Source organism: Actinoalloteichus sp. AHMU CJ021 (assembly GCF_002895405.1).
Lineage (GTDB): Bacteria > Actinomycetota > Actinomycetes > Mycobacteriales > Pseudonocardiaceae > Actinoalloteichus_B > Actinoalloteichus_B caeruleus.
Window position 1 is genome coordinate 2,501,325 of record NZ_CP025990.1, and the last position, 20,502, is coordinate 2,521,826.

16 protein-coding genes are annotated in these 20,502 nt (G+C 72.6%); 13 read left to right on the plus strand and 3 right to left on the minus strand.

Translation table 11 applies throughout. The annotated features are described in order from the left end of the window. The first annotated feature begins 293 nt into the window (after window positions 1–293). Both C1701_RS10565 and C1701_RS10570 read left to right on the plus strand, forming a co-directional pair. Window positions 294–617: a hypothetical protein gene (locus tag C1701_RS10565; RefSeq protein WP_026417792.1), complete on the plus strand. Its 324-nt coding sequence runs from the start codon at window positions 294–296 to the stop codon at window positions 615–617. A 328-nt stretch (window positions 618–945) separates the two neighbouring features. Continuing rightward, complete coding sequence (locus C1701_RS10570; RefSeq protein ID WP_026417793.1) at window positions 946–1,665, plus strand: alpha/beta fold hydrolase; 720 nt, start codon at window positions 946–948, stop codon at window positions 1,663–1,665. A gap of 85 nt (window positions 1,666–1,750) precedes the next feature. Here the strand turns inward: C1701_RS10570 and C1701_RS10575 are convergent, their stop codons facing one another. Next, window positions 1,751–2,464: a class I SAM-dependent methyltransferase gene (locus C1701_RS10575; RefSeq protein ID WP_026417794.1), complete on the minus strand. Its 714-nt coding sequence runs from the start codon at window positions 2,462–2,464 to the stop codon at window positions 1,751–1,753. Between the two features lie 204 nt (window positions 2,465–2,668). Here C1701_RS10575 and C1701_RS10580 point away from each other — a divergent pair, with 204 nt between their 5' ends. The 3 genes from C1701_RS10580 (at window position 2,669) to C1701_RS10590 (ending at window position 5,760) form a co-directional block, all read left to right on the plus strand. After that, window positions 2,669–4,309 carry a nucleotidyl transferase AbiEii/AbiGii toxin family protein gene (locus tag C1701_RS10580; protein ID WP_155886042.1) on the plus strand — a complete coding sequence of 547 codons (1,641 nt, stop codon included), beginning with the start codon at window positions 2,669–2,671 and terminating at the stop codon, window positions 4,307–4,309. 253 nt (window positions 4,310–4,562) lie between these two features. Continuing rightward, a complete protein-coding gene (locus tag C1701_RS10585) occupies window positions 4,563–5,279 on the plus strand; it encodes an SGNH/GDSL hydrolase family protein (protein ID WP_030104733.1) in 717 nt (238 codons plus the stop codon). A 190-nt stretch (window positions 5,280–5,469) separates the two neighbouring features. Continuing rightward, window positions 5,470–5,760, plus strand: a complete 291-nt coding sequence (locus C1701_RS10590) for a DUF4287 domain-containing protein (RefSeq protein WP_026417796.1) — start codon at window positions 5,470–5,472, stop codon at window positions 5,758–5,760. Between the two features lie 217 nt (window positions 5,761–5,977). On the opposite strand, the gene C1701_RS10595 is transcribed toward C1701_RS10590, so the two are convergent. After that, entirely contained in the window at window positions 5,978–6,628 is a 651-nt protein-coding gene (locus tag C1701_RS10595; protein WP_026417797.1) for a TetR/AcrR family transcriptional regulator, read from the minus strand. A 76-nt stretch (window positions 6,629–6,704) separates the two neighbouring features. On the opposite strand from C1701_RS10595, the gene C1701_RS10600 reads away from it, so the two are divergent. Next, the gene (locus C1701_RS10600; protein ID WP_337662220.1) at window positions 6,705–7,541 is read left to right on the plus strand and encodes an alpha/beta fold hydrolase; all 837 of its coding nucleotides are present in this window, start codon (window positions 6,705–6,707) and stop codon (window positions 7,539–7,541) included. Between the two features lie 334 nt (window positions 7,542–7,875). Here the strand turns inward: C1701_RS10600 and msrA are convergent, their stop codons facing one another. Then, window positions 7,876–8,544, minus strand: coding sequence for a peptide-methionine (S)-S-oxide reductase MsrA (gene msrA / locus C1701_RS10605; RefSeq protein ID WP_103055868.1), 669 nt, complete (start codon window positions 8,542–8,544; stop codon window positions 7,876–7,878). 79 nt (window positions 8,545–8,623) lie between these two features. On the opposite strand from msrA, the gene C1701_RS10610 reads away from it, so the two are divergent. The 7 genes from C1701_RS10610 to C1701_RS10640 all read left to right on the plus strand — a co-directional run bounded on the left by C1701_RS10610 (window position 8,624) and on the right by C1701_RS10640 (window position 20,116). Continuing rightward, a complete protein-coding gene (locus C1701_RS10610) occupies window positions 8,624–9,400 on the plus strand; it encodes a hypothetical protein (RefSeq protein WP_337662221.1) in 777 nt (258 codons plus the stop codon). A gap of 5 nt (window positions 9,401–9,405) precedes the next feature. Next, window positions 9,406–10,494: a hypothetical protein gene (locus tag C1701_RS10615; protein WP_155886044.1), complete on the plus strand. Its 1,089-nt coding sequence runs from the start codon at window positions 9,406–9,408 to the stop codon at window positions 10,492–10,494. After that, a complete protein-coding gene (locus C1701_RS10620) occupies window positions 10,458–11,615 on the plus strand; it encodes an acyltransferase family protein (protein ID WP_030104739.1) in 1,158 nt (385 codons plus the stop codon). Before C1701_RS10615 ends, C1701_RS10620 begins: the two co-directional genes overlap by 37 nt. Window positions 11,616–11,741: 126 nt before the next feature. Continuing rightward, on the plus strand, window positions 11,742–12,785 hold the full coding sequence (locus C1701_RS10625; RefSeq protein ID WP_026417802.1) for a hypothetical protein: 1,044 nt from the start codon (window positions 11,742–11,744) through the stop codon (window positions 12,783–12,785). Window positions 12,786–12,995: 210 nt separating this feature from the next. Next, a complete protein-coding gene (locus C1701_RS10630; protein WP_156038768.1) occupies window positions 12,996–14,678 on the plus strand; it encodes a hypothetical protein in 1,683 nt (560 codons plus the stop codon). A gap of 240 nt (window positions 14,679–14,918) precedes the next feature. Continuing rightward, window positions 14,919–16,238: an HPr family phosphocarrier protein gene (locus C1701_RS10635; RefSeq protein WP_026417804.1), complete on the plus strand. Its 1,320-nt coding sequence runs from the start codon at window positions 14,919–14,921 to the stop codon at window positions 16,236–16,238. A gap of 140 nt (window positions 16,239–16,378) precedes the next feature. Then, window positions 16,379–20,116, plus strand: coding sequence for a glycosyltransferase (locus C1701_RS10640; protein WP_026417805.1), 3,738 nt, complete (start codon window positions 16,379–16,381; stop codon window positions 20,114–20,116). The last annotated feature ends 386 nt before the right edge of the window (window positions 20,117–20,502 follow it).

Here is a 20,502-nt window from a genome sequence, read left to right on the forward strand (position 1 = left end):
TGGGAATCGATAGTTGAAACTCTCTCAAGTTTAACACTTTGAGGTGAAGTAGCCACAAGTGAGGCCAACACGGGCTCCGAGAGCGCCAGAATTTTTCGCATGAAAATTTCAGCATCCCCGACCACCCGGTCGGCATCGGATGGTGAAGAGCACGGAACCTCGGACGCGTTGGCTGCTTCCAAGAGTGGTCGGCCCCGGCGCACGCCGGCCGTCCAATGACCGACAACCTCCCGTCGGGGCCCCCCGCGGAAGGTCCACTCCCAGCCGCTACTTCGGGGAAGCGGGGTCCGCGAATGATCCACTACCAGGCGCCGGAACACGTCCTGGTGCCACGTCGCCTCACCGGTCCGCCCCCGGCGGCCGCACCGGACGGTCCAGCTCCCGTCCCCCGTCGCGCCGCCGACCTGGAGTACGAGCGGGCCGGCCGCCTGACTGAGGGGGAGTCGGTGTGGCCCGGCGTCTTCCGCCGGCAGCTGCACCGGGTCGACGGACCGCAGAACCGGGTGCGCATGGGCGACGCCTACCTCGTCCTGTCCGCCTGCGGGGCGCTCGCCCTCCCGTCGGTGGGAGGTCAGCCAGCCGGATACGCGTTGTGCTCCCGGTGTTTCCCCCGTTGAGACCTCCACCCGGACCCACCCGCCTCCGACCCGCCGCCCACCGCGAGGCGCGTCCCCCGAGGTAGCGGGCGAGCCGCCCGGCTCCCCAGCTGGCCGGGGACGACGCCGTCCCACCGCCTGTGTCACCAACCACTGTCCCGCCGTTCGCACGCGTAGCGCACCTACAGTCGCACTGGGTCCCGACGGTCCTCGTCGGTGACCCGCCGTGGCCGCGGCGTGCGCTGCCTCTCGTCAACCCGGTCCCCAGGTTGTCCGGAACCACCACGGCACTGATCAGGATCGGAGCCCGGCGGCGTGCGCCCGACGGCGCTGGGAGGGAGCGGACGCGGTGCGCCAGAGCATCGACCTGGGCGACGGGACCACGCTCGGCTACCGACGGGGCGGCGTTCCCGGCGGACCGGCCGTCGTGGTGCACCACGGCCTGCCACGTCATGACCGGACCGTGGAGTCCTGGCTCGCCCGCGCGGAACGGCACGGCCTCGACCTCGTCGTACCGGACCGCCCGGGCCACGGACTGTCCTCGCCGGCACGGTGGCGCTCGCCGCTGGACGTGTGCGCGCCGCTCGACGTCCTCGCCGAACGCCTGGACCTCGGGCGCTTCGACGTGGTCGGCGTCGCGGTCGGCGCCCCGTACGCCTACGCGACCTCGGTGGGCCTGGCGAGGAGGACCCGCCGGCTCGCCGTGCTGGCCGGAATCCCGTTCCCTCCCACCCCCGGGGACGGTGGCCAGCGCGGTCCGGACGAGGCGGCCGACCCCTCCCACCAGCCCACGACCTCGGACGGCGTCAGCCCGCCCTCCGGGGAACCGCTCGGCGTGGACCAGGACCGCCGGCTCGTCGGCGGGAACTGGGGCTTCTCCGCCGACCAGGTGCGCCACCCGGTGTGCCTCTGGCACTGGCGGGAGGACGACGAGGTGCCCTTCCCCTCGGCGACCGCGAGTTGGGCGCTGCTCCCCCACGCCGAGCTGCGGGTGCGACCCGGGGCCGGCGATCCCACCGACCCGGACGCCGAGGACGAGCTGTTCGACCTGCTCACCGAAGGCAGGTGAGCGGGCGGCCCCCGCGCCCGTCCACCTCGTGCCCGGCCAGGCCCGGCCGGCACCCGCCAGCCGTCCGCGCCGGCCGCGGCGTCCCTCACACCGAGCGCGCGCGGAGCCACAGGTGCCAGGGGACCTGGCGGTCCCGGTCGTTGGTCACCCAGTCCGGATCGGGCTCGCGCAGCGCCTCGAGGAGCAGGCCCGCGTCCTCCAGCGCCCGCGTGTAGTCCTCCAACGGCCGGTACCAGCCGTTCCAGACCATGCGGCTGCCGTCGAGCACCTGCTCCACCTCGAACCGCTCCCGCGTGAAGTACGAGCGGGCCATGACCCGGGGTGCGCGCGGGTCACCGGAGGCTGGCCGGGTCACGTTGACGACCGGGTGCGTGATGGACACGCAGAGACGCCCCGCCGGGCGGAGCACTCGCGCGACCTCCACCACGGTGCCCGCCAAGTCCTCGACGTCCATCAGCACGTTGTGGGCGACGACCACGTCGAAGGTCCGGTCGGCGAAGGGCAACGCGGCGCCCTCGGCCACCACGTACGCACCGCCGGGATCGGCCTCCCGCGCGGCGCCCACCAGCGTGGGTGACGTGTCGACGCCGTGCACCCGATGGCCGCGTGCCCGCAGGTCACGGCTGATCCGCCCCTCACCGCAGCCCAGGTCCAGCGTGGCCACTCCTGGCGCGGGAACCAGCGCCATGAAGCGCTCCCGCAGGTGCCACCAGGAATCGAAGCCAGGTCTGCGGGCCCAGGCGATCCAGTTCCGCGCCTGTTCCTCCCACGCCCGCGCGAGGCGTCCGGTGTCCGCCACGACCCCAGGGTAGGTACGGCGGGCCACACGGCCAGTCGGACGGCCGAGGCAGGCCACCTCCTACTCCGTTCGGCGTCTCCCGCTCCACCGAACGCGAGACGAACTCACAACCGGCCGGCACCCGCCGGGAGGGTCGCACCGGGCGGGCATGATTCAGGGCGCGAGCGGAGGCCAACCCGGCCTCCACGGATGCGGGGAGCGTTGGTGCCGGACTTCCGCGGTGACTTCGAGACTCACCTGACCCTGCGGGCGGACTCGGACCCCGGGCGGCTGGCGGCCTGGGCACGGGCGCACGACCTGAAGTTCACCCACATCCTGCTGTCCCAGGGGAGGACGGCGTCCCAGCCGATGCTCACCTACCCCGGCTGCGGATCACTCACCGAACAACGCGCCTCGGCGCGGACCTGGACGGACCGGCTGGCCCGGGACGGGTACGAGGTGGTGCGGGTCAAGATCGAGGCCGCCCCGTGGAACGCCGACGTACCCCTCACCGAGGAGGACGCCGCCACCCTGCCCACCCACTGCCACTTCGAACACCACGTGAAGCTGCTCCTGCCGGACGAGGAGACCGTCCGACTGGTCACGAAGGTGGCCGCCGAGCACCGGGCCCGGGTGTCCAGGAACGCCCGCCGCCCAGCCACCGGGGGCGGCCACGAACGGTTCGTCACCCAACGCTGCTACAAGGTCGGCCGCCAGACCGCCAGGGCGCGCCTGGACATGCTCCTGGACGGCCTCGGCGCCACCGGCTGCCCGGTGCTCGACGTCGAGGAGGAGTTCGTCGTCGTCGACGACAACCCCGCCGTCGACGACGGGTGGTTCGAGCGGAGCTACCACCAGATGGCGTCCTCCTGGCGGCTCTTCCAGGGCGTCCCGCTCGCCAGGGACGAGTTCACCGACGGCGTGCCCCCGACCCCGGCCAGGGGCACCGCCCGGTTCCCCGCCACCTACCTGCCCGTGACCCACGGAACCGGCGCCACCCAGGCCCCCATCTTCGACCCCGCGCTCAAGCAGTACGACCGGGCCTTCCGCGCCGGTGAGCCCGCCTTCACCGACGCGCTGACGGGACAACGCTGGTTCCACACCCGGCGACTGGTCATGGACCACCTGTTGCGGGTCGTCAGCCGGTCCAGCTGGGCCGAACACCTCCTGCTCCGGGGGAGCAGGCTGCTCAAGGCCTGGCTGCCGGAGGCGAGGGAACCCGGCGACCTCGACTTCGTCGTGTTCCCCCACAAGATCAACCCGACCAGCCCGTGGGCCGAGAGCTTCTTCGACCAGTTCGTCACCGCCGTCGCCGCGGCACCCATCCTGGACCGGACGATCCGCCTCGACACCGACGACGTCGCCGTGGATCCCATCTGGACCTACGAACGCGCTGAGGGCCGCCGGCTCGTCATCCCGTGGCGTGCGCCGGGGCTGCCCTCGGGCAGCGTGCAGCTCGACTTCGTGTTCAACGAGGAGCTCCGCGACCGCCCGGTGATCACGCGCCTCGCCCCCTTCGACGGTGACGCACCCATCCCACTGGCCACGGCCAGCCCCGGGCTCTCGCTCGCCTGGAAGATCCTCTGGCTCGCGAGCGACTCCTACCCGCAGGGCAAGGACCTCTACGACGCCGTCCTGCTCGCCGAGACGTACCCGCTGCGGCTGGACCTGCTCCGCCGGGTCCTCCGCCCGGAGCTGGAGCGGGGCGCCGACGACTTCGACGCCTCCGCGATCCTGGCGTTGGAGGTGGACTGGGCGGAGTTCGTGGCCGAGTACCCCACCATCGTCGGAGACGCCGACCTGTGGCTGCGCCGCCTCGCCGAAGCGCTGGCACCCACGTTCCGCCCGCGAACGGTGGCCAGGTGAACGGCGCGGCGCTCCGGCTCCGACGAAGCGTCCGGGCGCGGTCGGTGGCCGGTGCCGCCCTCGAACCCCGGGTCGAACGCCGTGTCGAGCGAGGACGCCCTTGCCTTCGACAGCGGCGCGTTGTTTGACTCGGATGCGGACATGACGACGTTGTCCTCCCCACCGCTGGCCCACCCGCCGGGTGACGGGCCGCGCGGCTCCGCCGCCACCCGTCGACGTCGTCCCCGGCCTCGGAGCAGCGGAAGTGGTGACCATGTCGACGAGGACACGTTCCCCCCTCACCGCCGTGCTGGCCCTGGTGCTCACGGTGCTGGTCGGCTCGCCGGCGGCCGGTGCCGCCCCACCGGTCCTCCACGCCGAGCCGACCCGGGTCATGGCGCTCGGCGACTCGATCACGGGCTCCCCGGGCTGCTGGCGGGCCCTGTTGTGGCGTGACCTCCAGGAATCCGGTCACCAGGACGTGGACTTCGTGGGCACGCGAGCCCCGCAGGGCTGCGGGTTCCCGTACGACGGCGAGCACGAGGGTCACGGTGGCGCTCTCGTCACCGAGGTCGCCAGGCAGAACGCGCTCCCCGGTTGGCTGGCCGCCACCGGCCCCGATGTCGTCCTCATGCACTTCGGCACCAACGACGTGTGGAGCTCCCGCTCCACCGAGGAGATCCTCGGCGCCTACGACGTCCTCCTCGGCCAGATGCGGACGGCGAACCCGGAGATCCGGCTGGTCGTCGCCCAGATCCTGCCGATGGACGCGCCGAACTGCCCCGAGTGCGCCCAGCGGGTGGTGGACCTGAACGCCTCCGTCCCGGCGTGGGCTGCCGACCGGAGCACAGCGGACTCGCCGGTGCTGGTCGCCGACCACTGGACCGGTTTCGACACGGACCTCCACACCTACGACGGTGTGCACCCCAACGCGGACGGGGACCGGCGGATGGCCGACACCTGGTACGCGGCTCTGACCCCACTGCTCTGAGCCCGGGGCGGCGGAGCCCCTCAGGGGTGATGGCGCGGTCCCAACTCGCTCGGTCACGGCGCGGCGATCGCCAGCGGACACGACCGCCAGGTCGCGCACTCGACATTGTCGGTACCGAACAGTACCGTACTTTCGTTACCGCGACCACGAGCACCGGTCCGGTCGACGACACCCGGACCAGGAGGAACACATGTCCTTTCAGGCCTACCTCGACACCATCGAGCGCAAGACGGGGCTCACGCCACGGCAACTACTCGACATCGCGCGATCCAAGGGCTACGACGACCCCTCGGTGAAGGCGGGCGTGATCCTCGACTGGCTCCGCACCGACTACGGCCTGGGACGCGGCCACGGCATGGCGCTGGTGCACGTCATCAGGAAGGGACCCCGGATCGACGCGAAGCACGTCGGAACCACGGGGTCGCACCGGGACGAGTCGGAGATCCTCTGGCTGGACGGCAGGGAGACCCGACCCTCCTGAGCGTCGCGCCCACTCCGCCACCACTCGGACACCGCGGCCAGGGGGACTCCACCACGCACGACGACTGGGGAGGGGAGCCCCGACCAGCGCGGACACCGGCTCGGCCGAGACCGGCCGAGCCGGGCCCAGCGGGCGGGCGCTCCTCCACGAACCGGTCCCGCCGGCGCGGAGTGGGCCGCCCCCTCCCCGGAGCCTCCCCAACCTCCTCGGCGACGGCTCAGCCGACCACCGCGTCACGTCGGTAGGCGCGGAGGAAGGCCTCGACACCGGCGTCGAGGGCCGGCGCCAGCTCCGCTTCGGAGACCGGCCTGGTCGCGGCGGCGAACATCGTCTGGTTGCTGGGGATCCAGAGCAGCATCCCCGCGAAGTGGTTCGCCGCCAGCACCGGCTCCGGCACATCCAGCAGACCACGGACGTCGAGCACGGAGAGGCAACGACCCACGGCGTCGAGCATCGGGAGGAAACCCCGTTCCCAGTAGAGGAGCCCGAGCTGGGGGAACCGGGTCGCCTCGGCGATGACCAGGCGCCGGAGCTGTTGGACACGGGGGTTCATGATCGAACGGGCGAACCGCTCAGCCAGCGCCCGCACCGCCTCCTCGGCGGTGCCCACCTCGGCCATGCGCTCCACGAGCGGCAGGAACGGGTTGTGGACCCGGTCGCACTCGGCGCGGATCAGCGCGGTGAACACACCCTCCTTGTCCCCGAAGGCCTTGTACAGCGTCTGTTTCGAGACCGACGCGGCGGCGGCGAGCTGGTCCGTCGAGGTTCCCACGTAGCCGTTGGCGACGAAGGCCTCGAGCGCGCGCTCGAGCATGAGTTCGCGCTTGGCCTCGCTCCTCGACCCCTCGGCGGACACCGACTCAGCCATGTTGACCTCCAGAGTACTGAACAGTACTGTACTGACGCCAGAGTACCGATCGGTACTCACGTCGATGAGGAGCATAGTGACCACTCACACCGTGACGAGCGCCGATGGAACCCGCATCGCCTTCAGCGCGACCGGACCCGCCGACGCGCCCGTCGTCATCAGCGTGGACGGGGCGACGATGTTCCGGGCGATGGACTTCAGCGGCGGCGAGGTCGGCCGGCAGCTGGGCCGCGCCTTCCGCTTCGTCACCTACGACAGGCGGGGACGAGGCGAGAGCGGGGACACCCCTCCCTACGCGGTCGAGCGGGAGATCGAGGACATCGCCGCCCTGATCGACCACCTCGGAGGACGCGCTTCCCTGTTCGGGGTCTCCTCCGGCGCGGTGCTGGCCCTCCGAGCCGTCAAGGCGGGTCTCCCGGTCGACGCCCTCGCCTGCTACGAGCCACCCTTCGTCGTCTCCTCCGACCGCGAGCCGGTCGCACCCGACTACGTCGAACGCCTGGACCGCGCGGTGGCCGACGGCCGCCCGGGTGACGCGGTCCGGCTGCTCATGACCGAGGCGGCCCTGACACCGGCGTCGGTCGTGGACAGCATGGTCGAGCAGCCGTTCTGGCCAGCACTGGAAGGAATCGGTCACACGGTCGCCTACGACGGCCGCATCATGGGCGACACCATGCGGGGACGGCCGGAGGCGCTCGACGTCTTCCGCGACGTCGAAACCCCCACCCTCGTCCTCCGCGGCGGAGCCAGCGACACCTGGATGGCGAAGGCCGCGGAGGAGTTGGCGGAACGGCTCCCCAACGCCACGGTGGAGCTGCTGCCCGGCCAGACCCACCAGGTCGACCCGAGCGAACTCGCCGCCGCCCTCCTCCGGTACCTCTCGTCGGCGCTCACCGACCCGACGCCTGCGTGACGGAGGAGCCGGTGCTCCGTCCGAGCAGGCGTGGTGACGCCGCGAGATGAGGGCTTCGCCCCGGGCGGCGGCCAGGCCCCGGGGCGGTGAGCACGGGGGTGGGGCTTGGCACTCACCCCCGTGGAGGGCTGCGGCGGGCGGCGGATCAGGACGTCGGCGTCCCGCCGGCCGCGCTGCCTCCACCCGAACCCGCGGCCAGCCCACCGACCGACCGCCCGTCAGCGCCCCGGGTGGTCCACCATCCCGCCCCCGCTCCTCGGAGGTCGGTCACGGCCTGACCGGCGCGACCGGCTCCACCGCGTCGGGAGAGCCGTCGCCTGGTAGGGCGCTCGTCTCAGGCGTCGCCGGCGGCCAGGCCGACCGGGCAGCTCACCCCGGTGCCGCCGATACCGCAGTAGCCGTTCGGGTTCTTCCCCTCGGACAGGTACTGCTGGTGGTAGGTCTCCGCGTAGTAGAAGTCCCGCAGCGGTTCGATCTCCGTGGTGATGGTGCCGTGGCCCGCCTGGGAGAGCGCGCGCTGGTACTCGTCCCTGCTGGCCAGCGCCTCGGCCCGCTGCGCGTCGCCGGTGGTGTACACGGCCGACCGGTACTGGGTGCCCACGTCGTTGCCCTGCCGCATTCCCTGCGTCGGGTCGTGCCCCTCCCAGAAGACCCGCAGCAGCTCGGCGTAGGACACCTCGGCCGGGTCGAACACCACCAGCACCGCCTCGGTGTGCCCGGTGAGCCCGGAGCACACCTCCTCGTAGGTGGGGTTGGGGGTGCTGCCGCCCGCGTAGCCGACCGCCGTCGACCACACCCCGGGGGTGCGCCAGAAGGTGCGCTCCGCTCCCCAGAAGCAGCCCATGCCGAACACGGCCGTCGCCATCCCCGCCGGGAACGGCGGGGTGATGCGCCGTTCCGGCCACACCGCGTGCCACTCGTGCACCGCCATCGCCTCCGCCCGCCCGGGCAGGGCGGACGCGGCGTCGACCGGGGTGCTCACACGCTGACCGAACCACGTCATAGCGCCCACTGTACGGACGGCGTCGCACCGGAACCAGGGACCGGCTGCGCGGAGGACCGGCCATCTTGCAGTATCAGGGGTGATGATGCCACCAGCGCCAGGCGCCGGTCCCCGAACACCGCCGCCGCCACCCGGCAGTCCCGTCGAGCCGCCGCGGGGCCGGCCACCTCGGCTGCCCGCGCCGACGCCGCCGGACCCGCCGCGCCGCCGGCCGGGGTGGATCGGGCAGGCCGTCACCCTCACGGCACTGGCCGTGGTGGCCGCCGCCGCGATCCTGGTGTGGGGGTGGGGAGCCGACCCCGCGGTGGAGGAGGCGAAGGAACGCATCCCCCAGCCCGTCGACCTCGACCCGCGCCGTCCCGAAGCTCTCCTGGAACCCACCCCGATGACCGAGCCCGAGGGTGAGGTCCTCGTGGAGCAGCGGCTGACGGAGGCCGAGCTGGACGACAACACCGTGCTGCCGCCCGAGGAGTTCGACCTCCTCGTGGAGGGTGGCCTGGTCCAGGCGGACTTCCACATCACGCGGGACCCGGAGACCGACACCACCACCGGGTTGTCCCTGTTCACCGTGAGCACCGAGCACGACCCGGCGGACCTGCTCGCGGAGATCACCGGCCTCTACCGGGGAGCCGGCTACCGGTCGACCCCCGCCGAGCACGACAATGTGCGACTCCAGGTGCTCGACGATCCGGCGATCACCGAGCAGGTCACCTACCGGGCCCACTACCTGGTCGGCCACCGCGTCGTCCGGGTCGAGGCCTACGGCACGGACCGGACCGCCGTCGCGGACCGGTTCACGACGTTGTTGGACCGACAGTGCCAGGACTTCCCCGCCGACGACCCCCAGGCTGGCTGATGGCGATGAACCAGACCAACACCCCGACGCCGCCCACCCCGGTGGCACCACCGCCAGCCGGTGCCGGCGTCACCTCGCCGATCGTGGTGGTGCGCGCGGCCGCCACGGTCCTCGTCGTGTACGGGTTCCTCGTGGGGTTGTGGACGTCCCGCAGCGGTGAGTCCCTCTGGCTGGTCGACACCGTCCGCGAGTGGCTGAACCGGCCGCTGGGCATCGGGGAGGACTTCGGGGTCCTCGGCGTCATGCTGCTCCTGCTCGCCTTCGGCTACCAGGCGGCCGGGATGTCCGCCGCGGAGCGGTCCCCGGGGCGGCTCGGGCTGGCCGCGCTCCGCCTCTACCTGCCGGTGGCGGTCGCGGTGGTGTTGGCGGCCGCGGCGCTGCTGGTCGGCGCGACGGTGTGGGTGGCACCGGATGCCGGGGAGGTCAGCGTCGCCGACTACCTCGGCAACCTGGTGTGGGCCCCCCACCTGGTCGGGGACGCGATCCGGCTGGTCCCGCTCGCCTGGGTGCCGCTGCTGGCCATCCTGGCCCTCGCCATGGCCGCCGCGTCGGCGCCGCTGCGGGCCGGGGCGCACTGGGTGCCGCTGGGCTGTCAGCTCGCCGCCACCGGTCTGCTGGTCTGGCTGGGTCTCGCGGTGCCCGAGCTGGCGAGGCTCGGCGTGGTGGCCAGCTTCCTCCCCCTGGTCATCCTCGGCCAGATCGTCTGGAGCTGCCGCGACAACGGCATGCCGACCTGGGTGGGGGTCCTGCTCGGCACGGGTTGCTGGGCGGTGGTGGCCCTGGCCGAACCGGCCTACCCGGAACTCGACAACTGGTGGTACCCGCTGACCACGGTGTTCGCCGTGCTGTTCTTCCTGGTCGCCGTGCAGTGCGCCGGCCCGGTCTCCCAGGCCGTGGCGAGATCCGCCCCCGCCCGCTGGCTGTCCTCCCGCAGCGAGTGGTTGTTGGTGTTGCTCGGCGTCGTCGGGTTCGCCGCCACCGACCTCCTCACCGCGGCCCTGCCCCCGGCCGTGGCGTTGCCGCTGGCCGTGGCCCTGCTGTGCGGAGCCGCCGAGCTGTGCCACCTGGTGACCAGAGCCCGGCGCGCAGGGTGAACGCGCTCGACGCCCCCACCCTGCCGATCAGGGTTCCGGGCAGGCTGGACTACCTGCACGGTTTCGACCTGATGCGGGTGGTGGCCGCCGTCCTGGTCGCGTACGGGCACATCGCCGGTTGGCTCGCCGCCTACGACCACGACTGGAACGTGCGGGGTTTCCTCGACACCACCGTCGTCGAACCGCTCCGGCTGAACAACCTGATGGGTTTCACCGGCGTCGGCACGTTCCTGGTGATCAGCGGGTTCGTCATCACCTACGTGGCGACGAAGGAAACCCCGGGGCAGTTCCTGCTGCGCCGGGCCTTCCGGCTCCTGCCCGCCCTGTGGCTGACCGTCACCCTCGCCTGGCTGCTGTACCAGACCAGCTGGGTCCTGCACCGGCCCGAACTGTCCCTGGGCGACCTGTGGGCGAACCTGTTCCTCGTCAACTTCTTCGACGGCCAGTGGTTCACCCTGGTCGCCGTGGCCTGGACCCTCCTCGTCCAGTTCACCTTCTACCTCTTCGTCGCCGCCACCATCCCCCTCGGCCGACGGCACCCGTGGTTACCGCCGGCCCTCGCGGTCACCGCGGTGTCGGTGCTGCTGTCCCTGGTGAACACGACGGACAACCTGGCCACCGCCCAGCTGCGCACGGTCATCACGTTTCTGCCGGTCGTTTTCCTCGGCCAGTTGGTGTCACTCGTCAGAAGCGGCCTGCTCCCCGTTGTGCTCGGCACGGTTTTCGGGATTCTGCAATTCCTGCTGTTTGTTCGCGCCGGTTTGACCAACGAGGGAATTCCCGCAGGTGAGGCCCACGCCCGAACCCTGGTGCTCGTGGTGGTCATCACAGTGCTGATGATGGGGGCCAGGGGACGACTCGTCCGGTCGTCCTGGATAGCCACTGCCGCCAAGCGAACCTATTCAGTATTCTTGACCCACATTCCGGTGGCCTACACGCTCCTCGGCCTGCTCACACCGAGAACCAGCCTGTTCGTGGCCCTGGCGGTGACCGTGGCGGCGGTCGTCGTCGTGTCCGAACTGGTCTACCGCCTGGTCGAGGTTCCCGTGTACCGCTGGTACCGGCGGCGCGAACGCTTCGGACGGGCGCGAGCCGCGGTGCCGGAGCGAACCGGAACCTGACAACACGAGACGCCTGGCCCGGGCGGGTACCCTTTGCGACGCTGGCGGGGCAGCGCGGCGCCCAGGGCGCACAACCGAAACCGCGGCAGCCGGTGACCTCCGGCCCCGGAGCGAGGAGACGCTGGGATGACCTGGCAAGAACAGTTACAGCAGCTCGACGCGGCGTTGGCCGGCGGGCAGATCAGCGCCGAGGAGCACCGCAGGCAACGGGACGAGATCCTGGCGTCGGCGTCCAGCCCGCAGGCCGGCGGGTGGACCCCCGGGGCGTTCTCCGCCAACAGCCCCCACTCGCCGATCGAACAGGCCTTCCCCTCGGGGCGGAACTTCCCCCAGCAGAACTCCGCGCAGGCCCTGGCCAACGACACCGAACGCACCCAGGTGGTGCCGGCGGTCACCGCCGGCGGACCTCCCCCGCAGGGGGCGAACGGCGCTCCCCCGTGGGGCGGCGACCAGAACTTCCCACCGCCTCCCGGTCAGGGCTGGTACTCGGGCCCGGAGTCCTTCGACGGGGCCAAGTCGTCCTCGGGCGGCGGGAAGGGCAAGCTGGTCGCGATCATCGCCGCCGCCGTCATCGGACTGGCCGCCGTCGGGGCCGGCGTGTGGTGGTTCGTCCTCCGCGACACCGGCGCGACCGCCAGCGAGTCGGAGAACCCGGGCGGTGACCAGCAGGACGCGCCGCCGGCGACGCCCCCCGAGTTCGGCCCCGACATCCTGCCCACCCTCCCGGGCGGTCCCGACGGGAACAGCGGACTGCTCACCCCGCAGCAGGGCGTGGACCTGGGCCTGTACGGGGAGACGACGCTGGGTTCGCTCACCGAGAACGGCACCGAGCAGCTGGTGTACTCGGGCAGCAACGACGCGGGCACCTCCCACACCGTGCTGGCCTTCGAGACCGCCGGGCCGGACGGGGCCACCGCGGTCGCCGACGCCCTCGTCGACGTCCAGGCCATCCAGGAGATGGAGGTCGTCACCCTCGACGGCATCCCCGAGTCGGTCACGATCATGCGTTCCAACACCGACGGCCTCGACGTGTACCGCGCTGTCTACACCTCCGGTGACCTGACCATCCGCGTCGGAGGCGCCCGGCAGGGCGAGGAGGACGAACTGGTCCTGGTGACCGAGTTCCAGAACACCCTGAACTCGGTGCTGGACGCACTGCCCGTCGACTGACGGCACGGGCCGGCGGTCGCGTCGTCGACCGCCGGCCCGCCCGCTCCGCTTCCCGGCTGCCCGCGCTGAGGCCGCGAGCCGCCCCCCGGAAAGGCGACGATGCCCGCACGTTCCGCCAGCCCCACCAGCGACACCGCCACGCACGGGACCGCGTCCGAGGACCGGACGCGACCGGTGGCGCGGCAACCGGGCGGAGGACCACGCGCCGCCGTGATCGCGTTGCTTGTCCTGGCCGCCCTGCCCGTCCTGTTCATCCTCGTCGAGGTGTTCCGCGCCCCGCCCATGCACTACGGGGACTACTGGACGATCCTGTCGAAGGTCATCGACGGCACGGGGGCCCTGGCCCCAGCCGGCCTGTTCGAGCTGTACAACCAGCACCCGATCGTGGTGACCGGCCTGCTGTTCTACGTGGACGCCGTCCTGTTCGGTGGTTCCAACCAGCTGGTGGGCGTGCTGAACGTCGTCGCGTCGGTGGCGATGTTGGGTGCCCTGTGGACGATGTTGCCCCGGCGCCTCCCCGCGACGCTGCGCGCCGGGTTGTTGGCGACGTTCTCGCTGCTGCTCTTCTCCCCCGCGATCCTCGAGTTCTACGCGATGTCCATGAGCGGGGCCCACTGGCTGTCGGGTTTCGCGCCGGCCGTCCTGGCGCTGGCCGCGGCGCACCGGGGCCGTACCGTCGCCGCGGTCCTGTTGGCGTTGCTCGGCTCCCTCGGGCACGGCGCGGCGTTCCCCGTGTGGCTGGCCATCGCACTGGTGGCGTGGCTGCGGCGGGACGCGGCCTGGCGGATCTGGACCCCGCTGGTGGCGCTGGGCGCGGTGGTCGTGGCGTTCCTCACCATGCCCGGTGGATCCTCGGTGCCCCCGGCCGACGCCCCCGCCATCGACGTGTACCTGATGTTGATCAGCGCGACGATGGGGCAGATCTTCGCGATCCAGTCCGTGGACCTGGCCACGCTCGCCGGCCTCGCCGGGCTGGTCGGGGTCGCCGTCTCGGTCACCGTGGTGGTCCGGGCCCGGTTGGCCGCCGCGCCCCCCACGGCCAGCGGTGAGGTCACCACCGGGACGCCGGGTCGGCGGGCGGCCGAGTCCGCCGGTTGGGTGGGCCTGGCCCTGCACGCCGCGCTGGTCGCCGCGATGGTCGGCAGCAGCCGGGTCAGCCTGGGTGTCGACATCGGCCAGTCGGCCCGCTACGCGATCATCCCGGCCCTGACCTGGATCGCCCTCGTCACCCTGTTCGTCCTCCTCCGCCCGCGCGTCCCCGTCGCCAGGGCCGTCGCGCTCGCCACCGCGCTCGGGGTCGTCGCCTTCGTCGCGGGCAGCACCCAGGGCCAGAAGGTCCGCAACGAGCTGCGCGCGGTTCCGCTGCTCGCCGTGGCGGCGCAGGTGGGCGCGCACGAGACGCTGGTCGGGCTCAAGATGAACCCCGACGACGTTCCCGCGTTCGCGGCGACCGGGGCCTACCCGTTCCACGACGGGTTCACCCTGGGCTGCGGGGGCCCGGAGCTGGGGGACCGCGTCGACCTGGCTTCGGTCCGGGAACTGGCCCACCCCGACGACGACACCGAGACCGCCGGCTACCTGGAGACCGGCCCCGTCGAGGGGGACGCGGAGATCTCCGGGTGGGCGCTGGTGGACGGCGTCCGCGCCGACTGCGTCCTCGTCGTGGACACCTCGGGCACCGTCATCGGCGGCGGCATGACGGGTCTCAACCGCCCGGACCTGGTGGACAACCTGCCCACCTCGGAGCCCGGCGCCGGGTTCCAGGCGGTGGCCGCCGCCGGCCTGCTGGAGGGGAGGGTGCTCGTCGCCCGCGGCGGCTCCCTGTACGAGGTGGTGGCGGGCACCGACGACGAGGCGGACGTCGACGGGGCCGGCGGGACGCCCGGGGGCTAGGGGAGCGCGGACACATGCCAAGCTGGTGAAGAGTGGTCGGCGCGGGTTCCCCGTGCACTACTCTGCAATGGTTCTCGATCTGGGTTCGATCACGACGACGTTCACGCTGTTGGCGGGCACGGGCCGGTCCCCGCCCACCGCGTGCTGTACCTGATTCGCGGGATACCCGGACGCGCCCCGAGGTGCCTCCGGTCCCGGCGGTCAGGCGGACGGAAAGCAGGCACAGGGGAGGCACGGCGGATGTCCTTGCAAGAGGATCTGCAACAACTGGACACGGCACTCGCCGCTGGCCACATCTCCGCTGACGAGTACCGGGCCCGCCGCGACAACCTGTTGAAGGGCGCCGGCGGCCAGGCGCAGCACGGTGGGTCCGCGCCGAACACCCCGGGTCAGGGCCAGCCGGCGGCGGCCCAGGGCGGCGACGGCAACCCGTTCCCACCGCCGTTCCGGTGGGGGGACAACAACACCGGCGGCGAGCACACCCAGGTGGTGCGGTCCGGGCAACAGCCAGTGCCGGGCGGCCAGAACGGTGGCGCGGCTGGCGGCGACAACGGCAGCGAGAGCACCCAGGTGTTCCGGCCGGGGCAGCTGGCGCCGCCCTCGGACCCGGACAGCACCCAGGTCGTGCCCGGCGGAGCCAAGCCCGGCGGTTCACCGGACAGCACCCAGGTGGTGCGCAACCCGGCGGGTGCCCACAACCCGGACCAGACCCAGATCGTCCGGGGCCACCAGGGCCCGCCGGGAATGCCGCCACCCCAGTGGGCGGGACAGCAGGCGACGCCACCGTGGGCCAGCGGCGACCTGCCACCCGAGTTCGGCTCCCCCTCGGTGTGGACCCAGGGCGGTGTCGAGCCCGACTTCTCCGCCGAACCGAAGGAGTCCGGCAAGGGACGGATCATCGGCATCGTCGCGGCGGTCGTCGTCCTCGCCGCCGCGGTGGGCGCGCTGATCTACTTCCTCGGCTTCGGCTCCCAGCAACAGGCGGGACCGAGCGAGAACGAGCAGCCGAACCCGCCGGTGGTCGCCAGCAGCGAGCCGCCCCCCACCCCGTCCTCCCCTCCGCCCCCACCGAGGGTCGCCCCGGAGGGTCCGCTGGCCGACTACGTGGAACTCCCCGGTGAGGAGGTCATCGCCAAGGCCGAGCTGCCCATCCAGGAGGCGATCGACCGCAACCTCCCGGACGGTGCCGAGGCTCAGCTGCTCGCCGACAACGGCGGCACCTCGGTGCTCGGGCTGGTCCGCAAGCACAACGAGACCGAGTTGATCCGGGGCATCTGGGCCTTCCAGGCCGACGGCAACGCCGGGGAACTCCTCGACGCCGTCGACCAGTTCTACGGCCAGGCCGGGCACAACGAGTTCGGCGACCTGCCCAACGGCGTGCGTGGCCGCTACCTGTCGCCCCCCGAGGACGCGGAGAACCCGATCCACACCTTCCGGGCCCATTACGTCGCCGGCGGCGCCGTGATCCGCGTCGAGGCGTTCGGTCCCGACGAGGAGGCGGCCCGGGAGGCGTTCCTCGCCCTGTTGCGGGAGCAGACGACCGAACACGCTCCGGAGTGACCACCCCTGCCCGTCGGCCGACCACCCAGCACAGTCAAGATCGACTCGCCGGGTGGTCGCCCGGCGAGTGGGGCGAGGCGCCACACGTGGCGGGACGCACCGCGTGACCGACGGAACGGCGAGCAGAGGCTGAGGGACACGTGCGAGACGGCATCGAGTACGCGGACGGCGCCGAGGACGAGGTGCTGACGATCCTCCGGAACGCCCGGGACGTGAGCGCCGGCTCACCGGAACTGGCGGCCGGTGTCACGAGCTGGGAGACGGCGTACCACCTGCACCCGCAACGGGTCGGGCTGCTGGCACCGCTGCGTCTCCGCCCGGGGATGCGCGCCCTCGACCTCGGGTGCGGATCGGGTGTGCTGACCAGGGCACTGGCCGAGGCCGGGTTGGACGTGCTCGGGATCGAGGGCGAGGCCCCCCGGGCCGAGGCGGCCGAGGAACGCTGCCGCGACCTCGACGGCGCGCGGGTGGTCCAGGGCGACGTGGTGTCCGCTCTCGCGGCCGAGGGCCAGGAGGGCACCGCCGACCTCGCCGTCCTGTGCGGCCTGGTGGAACACGCGGTCCACCAGGGCACCCCGCCGCCCGACCTGCTCCGGGCGACGGCGGCCGCGCTCGCCGAGGACGGCGTGCTGGCCCTCGCGATCGAGAACCAGCTCGGTCTCGGCTACCTCCTGGGTCAACCAGAACCGCACCACGACCGTTCCTACCTGGGCCTCGCCGACTACCCGGCCGCGGGTTTCCCCGGGGAGGGGCGAGGACCGCGAACCTGGACGCGCAGGGTCCTCGGCGACATGTTGCGCTCGGCCGGGCTGTCCGCCCAGCGCTGGCTGCTGCCGTTCCCGGACTACAAACTCCCCCGGGTGATCCTGGACGAACGCGCCTACGCGGGGCGGGGAGCCTCGGACCTGGCGGACAAGCTCGTGCGCCACCCGCTGTTGGGTGCCTTCGGGGGTGGCGAGGTGGCCGCCCCGGCCCGCTCGCTGCACCGCATGGCGGCCGCCGAGGGTTTCGGCGCGGCCACGGCCCCCAGTTTCCTGGTGTTGGCCGCCAGGTCGGAGGAGGCGCTGGCCAGGCTGGTCGACCCGGCCCTCGGCTGGATCGTGACGATGGGCCGCCTGCCGGAGTGGCGGCGGGTGCGCCGCCTGGACACCGACCTGGTGCTCCGCCCGGTGCCGGACGCCGCCGGCCTGCGCCCGCACGCGGACCGGACCGCGGACGGCGGCCAGGCACCCCGGTGGCTGCGGCAGCGGGAGAGCGGCGAGGAACCGTGGCTGACGGGCGCACCGCTGGACCGGCACATCCTGGACAGCCTGAACTCGGGGAACCTGAAGCAGACGACGATCCTGTTGCGGGGGTGGCGCGACGCCATCCTGCACAACGCCCGGGAACTGGCCGACTCCGACCCCCGCCACCCGTACCTGCCCGGCCACCCGGGGAAGCCGGTGCTCCCCGCCGACTTCCTCGACGTCCACCCGGGCAACTTCATCATCGCCGACGACGGGGGCGCGCACCGCATCGACCGCGAGTGGGTGGCGGGCACCGGTGTCGATGCCGAACTGGCGTTGTTGCGCGCCTTGTTGGAGTTCGCCAGGGAGATCACCGCCACCGGCTCCGCCCACCCCTGGGGGCATGGCGCGAGCATCCGGGACGTGCTGGCGGAGCTGTGCGGCCTGGTCGACCTGACGTCCGTGCTCGACGAGCGGTGGTTCGAGCTGCTCGCCGCGGAGGAGGGCTTCCAGGAGGTCGTGAGCGGGCCGCGGCCCCCGGCTTCCGCCCCGCTCGAACAGGAGACCTCGGCGACGGCACCGGTTCCGGTCTGGTCCGTCGCGGGTGGGCTGCCGGGTGTGCGCGCGACGCTCGACGCCCACCGCAAGCTGCTGGCCGACTTCGAGGAGGCGCACCGGCGGCTGGCCGCCAGCGACGGTGACCTGGACCGCACGCGTACCGAGCTGGCGCAGTTGCGGGACGAGTTCCGCCGTGAGCTCGGCGAGCTGGAGAACCACCTCGAACGCGTCGAGGAGGACCGGGAGGCCCTGCTGCACCGGCTGGCCGAGGCCACCCAGCAGCTCGACCAGGTCCAGGAGCGGGCCGCGCAGCTCGACCAGCGGTTCGCCACCGCGCTGGCCGAACTGTCCGACACGGTTCGCGAGGCGAGTGCGGCCTACGCGGAGAACGAGCGGCTGTTGGCGGCCGAGACCGAGGCGAGGCAGCGGCTGGCGCGCACCAGGTCCCGGCTGGACAAGCTGGAGTCGGCCGGTCTGGTCAGCCTCGGTCACCGCTACGTGTGGCCGGCGCTGCGGGCGGTGCGAGGGACGCGCGACCTGGTCCTCGGTCGTGGCGGGGAGGAGCCGGACGGCGTGTTACGCCGGTTGCACGGCTACTTACCGCCGGCGGCGCAGCTCGCCGCGACCCGCATCCGCAAGCAGACGAGGGCGGCACGGGACGCCGCCCTGCACTGGGACGTCCGGGTACCGGACGAACCGGTGCGGGTGGGCCGGGGTCAGGTGGTGGAGTTGTCGGGCTGGGTGGCCCACGCCGACCTCCCGATCCGCCGGGTCTCACTGCTGGTGGACGGCCGGGAACACCCGGTCAACTACGGTTACTCCCGCCCCGACGTGCACAGCGCGCTGGGCGCGGCCGGTGTCCCCGTCTCCGAGAACACCGGGCTGCTGGTGTCCGTCCCGCTGGCCCCGATCACCGCGCCGGCGTCCTACCAGTTGTGCCTGCGGGTCGAACTGGCCGACGGTAGTCGGCTGTACCGGGACCTGCCGGAGCTGCGGGTGGCCCCCGGCACCGGGATCCGACCGGTGCGGGTCGAGTGGCCGGTCCCCGCCGGGTCGCGAGTGGTCGTGGCGATGGCCACCTACGAACCCGAACCCGGTTTCCTCGCCGAACAGTTCGACTCCCTCCGCGCCCAGACCCACCAGAACTGGGTGTGCGTGATCGCCGACGACGCCTCCTCCCCGGCGGCCCGGGCGTCCATCCGGGAGCTGATCGGAGGGGACGAGCGGTTCGTGCTGGTGGAACACGACGAGAACGTCGGCTTCTACCGGAACTTCGAGCGGGCCCTGAGCCTGGTCCCCGCCGACGCCGACGCCGTCGCCATGTGCGACCAGGACGACGTGTGGGACAGCGACAAGCTCCAGGTGCTGCTCGCGGAGCTGGAGGACCCGGGCGTGGCCCTGGCCTACGCGGACATGCGCCTGGTGGACCAGGCTGGGACGGTCTTCGCGGACTCCTTCTGGAACAGGCGCCGCAACCAGTGGGAGGACCTGGCCTCGCTGCTGCTGTTGAACACGGTGACCGGTGGCGCATCACTGGTCAGGGCGGAGCTGGTCCGGGACGGTGTGCTGCCGTTCCCGCCCCGCCACACCGTCGCGTTCCACGATCACTGGACCGCGTTGTGCGCGCTGGCCACCGGGCGGATCGCCTTCGTGGACCGGCCGCTGCAGTCGTACCGGCAGCACGACGCGAACGTGTCCGGCCGGCGGGAGGAGGACCTCGACGCCGTGCTGCCCGCCAGCGACCTCAGGCTGGTGCTGTCCTCGTTGGGCGTCTTCGGGCGGCTCACCGACGCCCAACGCGAACTGCTCGACGTGGGCGCCGCCAACCACCTCCCGGCGCTGGCCCAGTTCGCCGGCACGCTCCTGGTCAGGTTCCGCAACGAGCTGGACGAACGGACACGCGCCCAACTGGTGCGGTTGGCGGGTGCCGACCGGGGCGCGGGTGGCGTGCTGTCCTTGTTGCAGCGGAGCAGGAAGCAGCCGGGTCAGGTGGCCGGGGTGGACCGGTTGCTGCTCGGTTCCGCCCTGCGCCGGCGGGCGGTGACGCGATCGGCACGGCGGGCGGCCCCTCGCCCTCCGGAACCGTTGGACTGAGCGTCTCCGCCGGCTGGCACCGGTCCGCGCAGCGCGGGGACCCGGCGCCCCCCGCTCGGTGCCAGCCGGCGGTTCGTCCCGCGCTGACGCGCGACGGGTGAACCGGGGACCGACGTGGAACGTCCCGCTCCGCCGGGGGGAGGCTGGCGGAGCGGGACGGGCGACCCGGCCGCCGTGGACAGGGGGGGTACGGCGGCCGGCCCGTGCCTCAGCCGACCTCGGAGTGCTCCTCGGTCGCGAGGCTGGTTCGTGGTGGCCGGCGGTGAACTCGGGAACGCGGGTTGGGTCCGTGGTCCGCTTCCGGAGTACCAGCGCGGGACGGGGGCGTCGAGTCGACGGCTCCCGAGGCCGGCGAGTCATCCACAGCGGCACTCCTGTCCACAGGG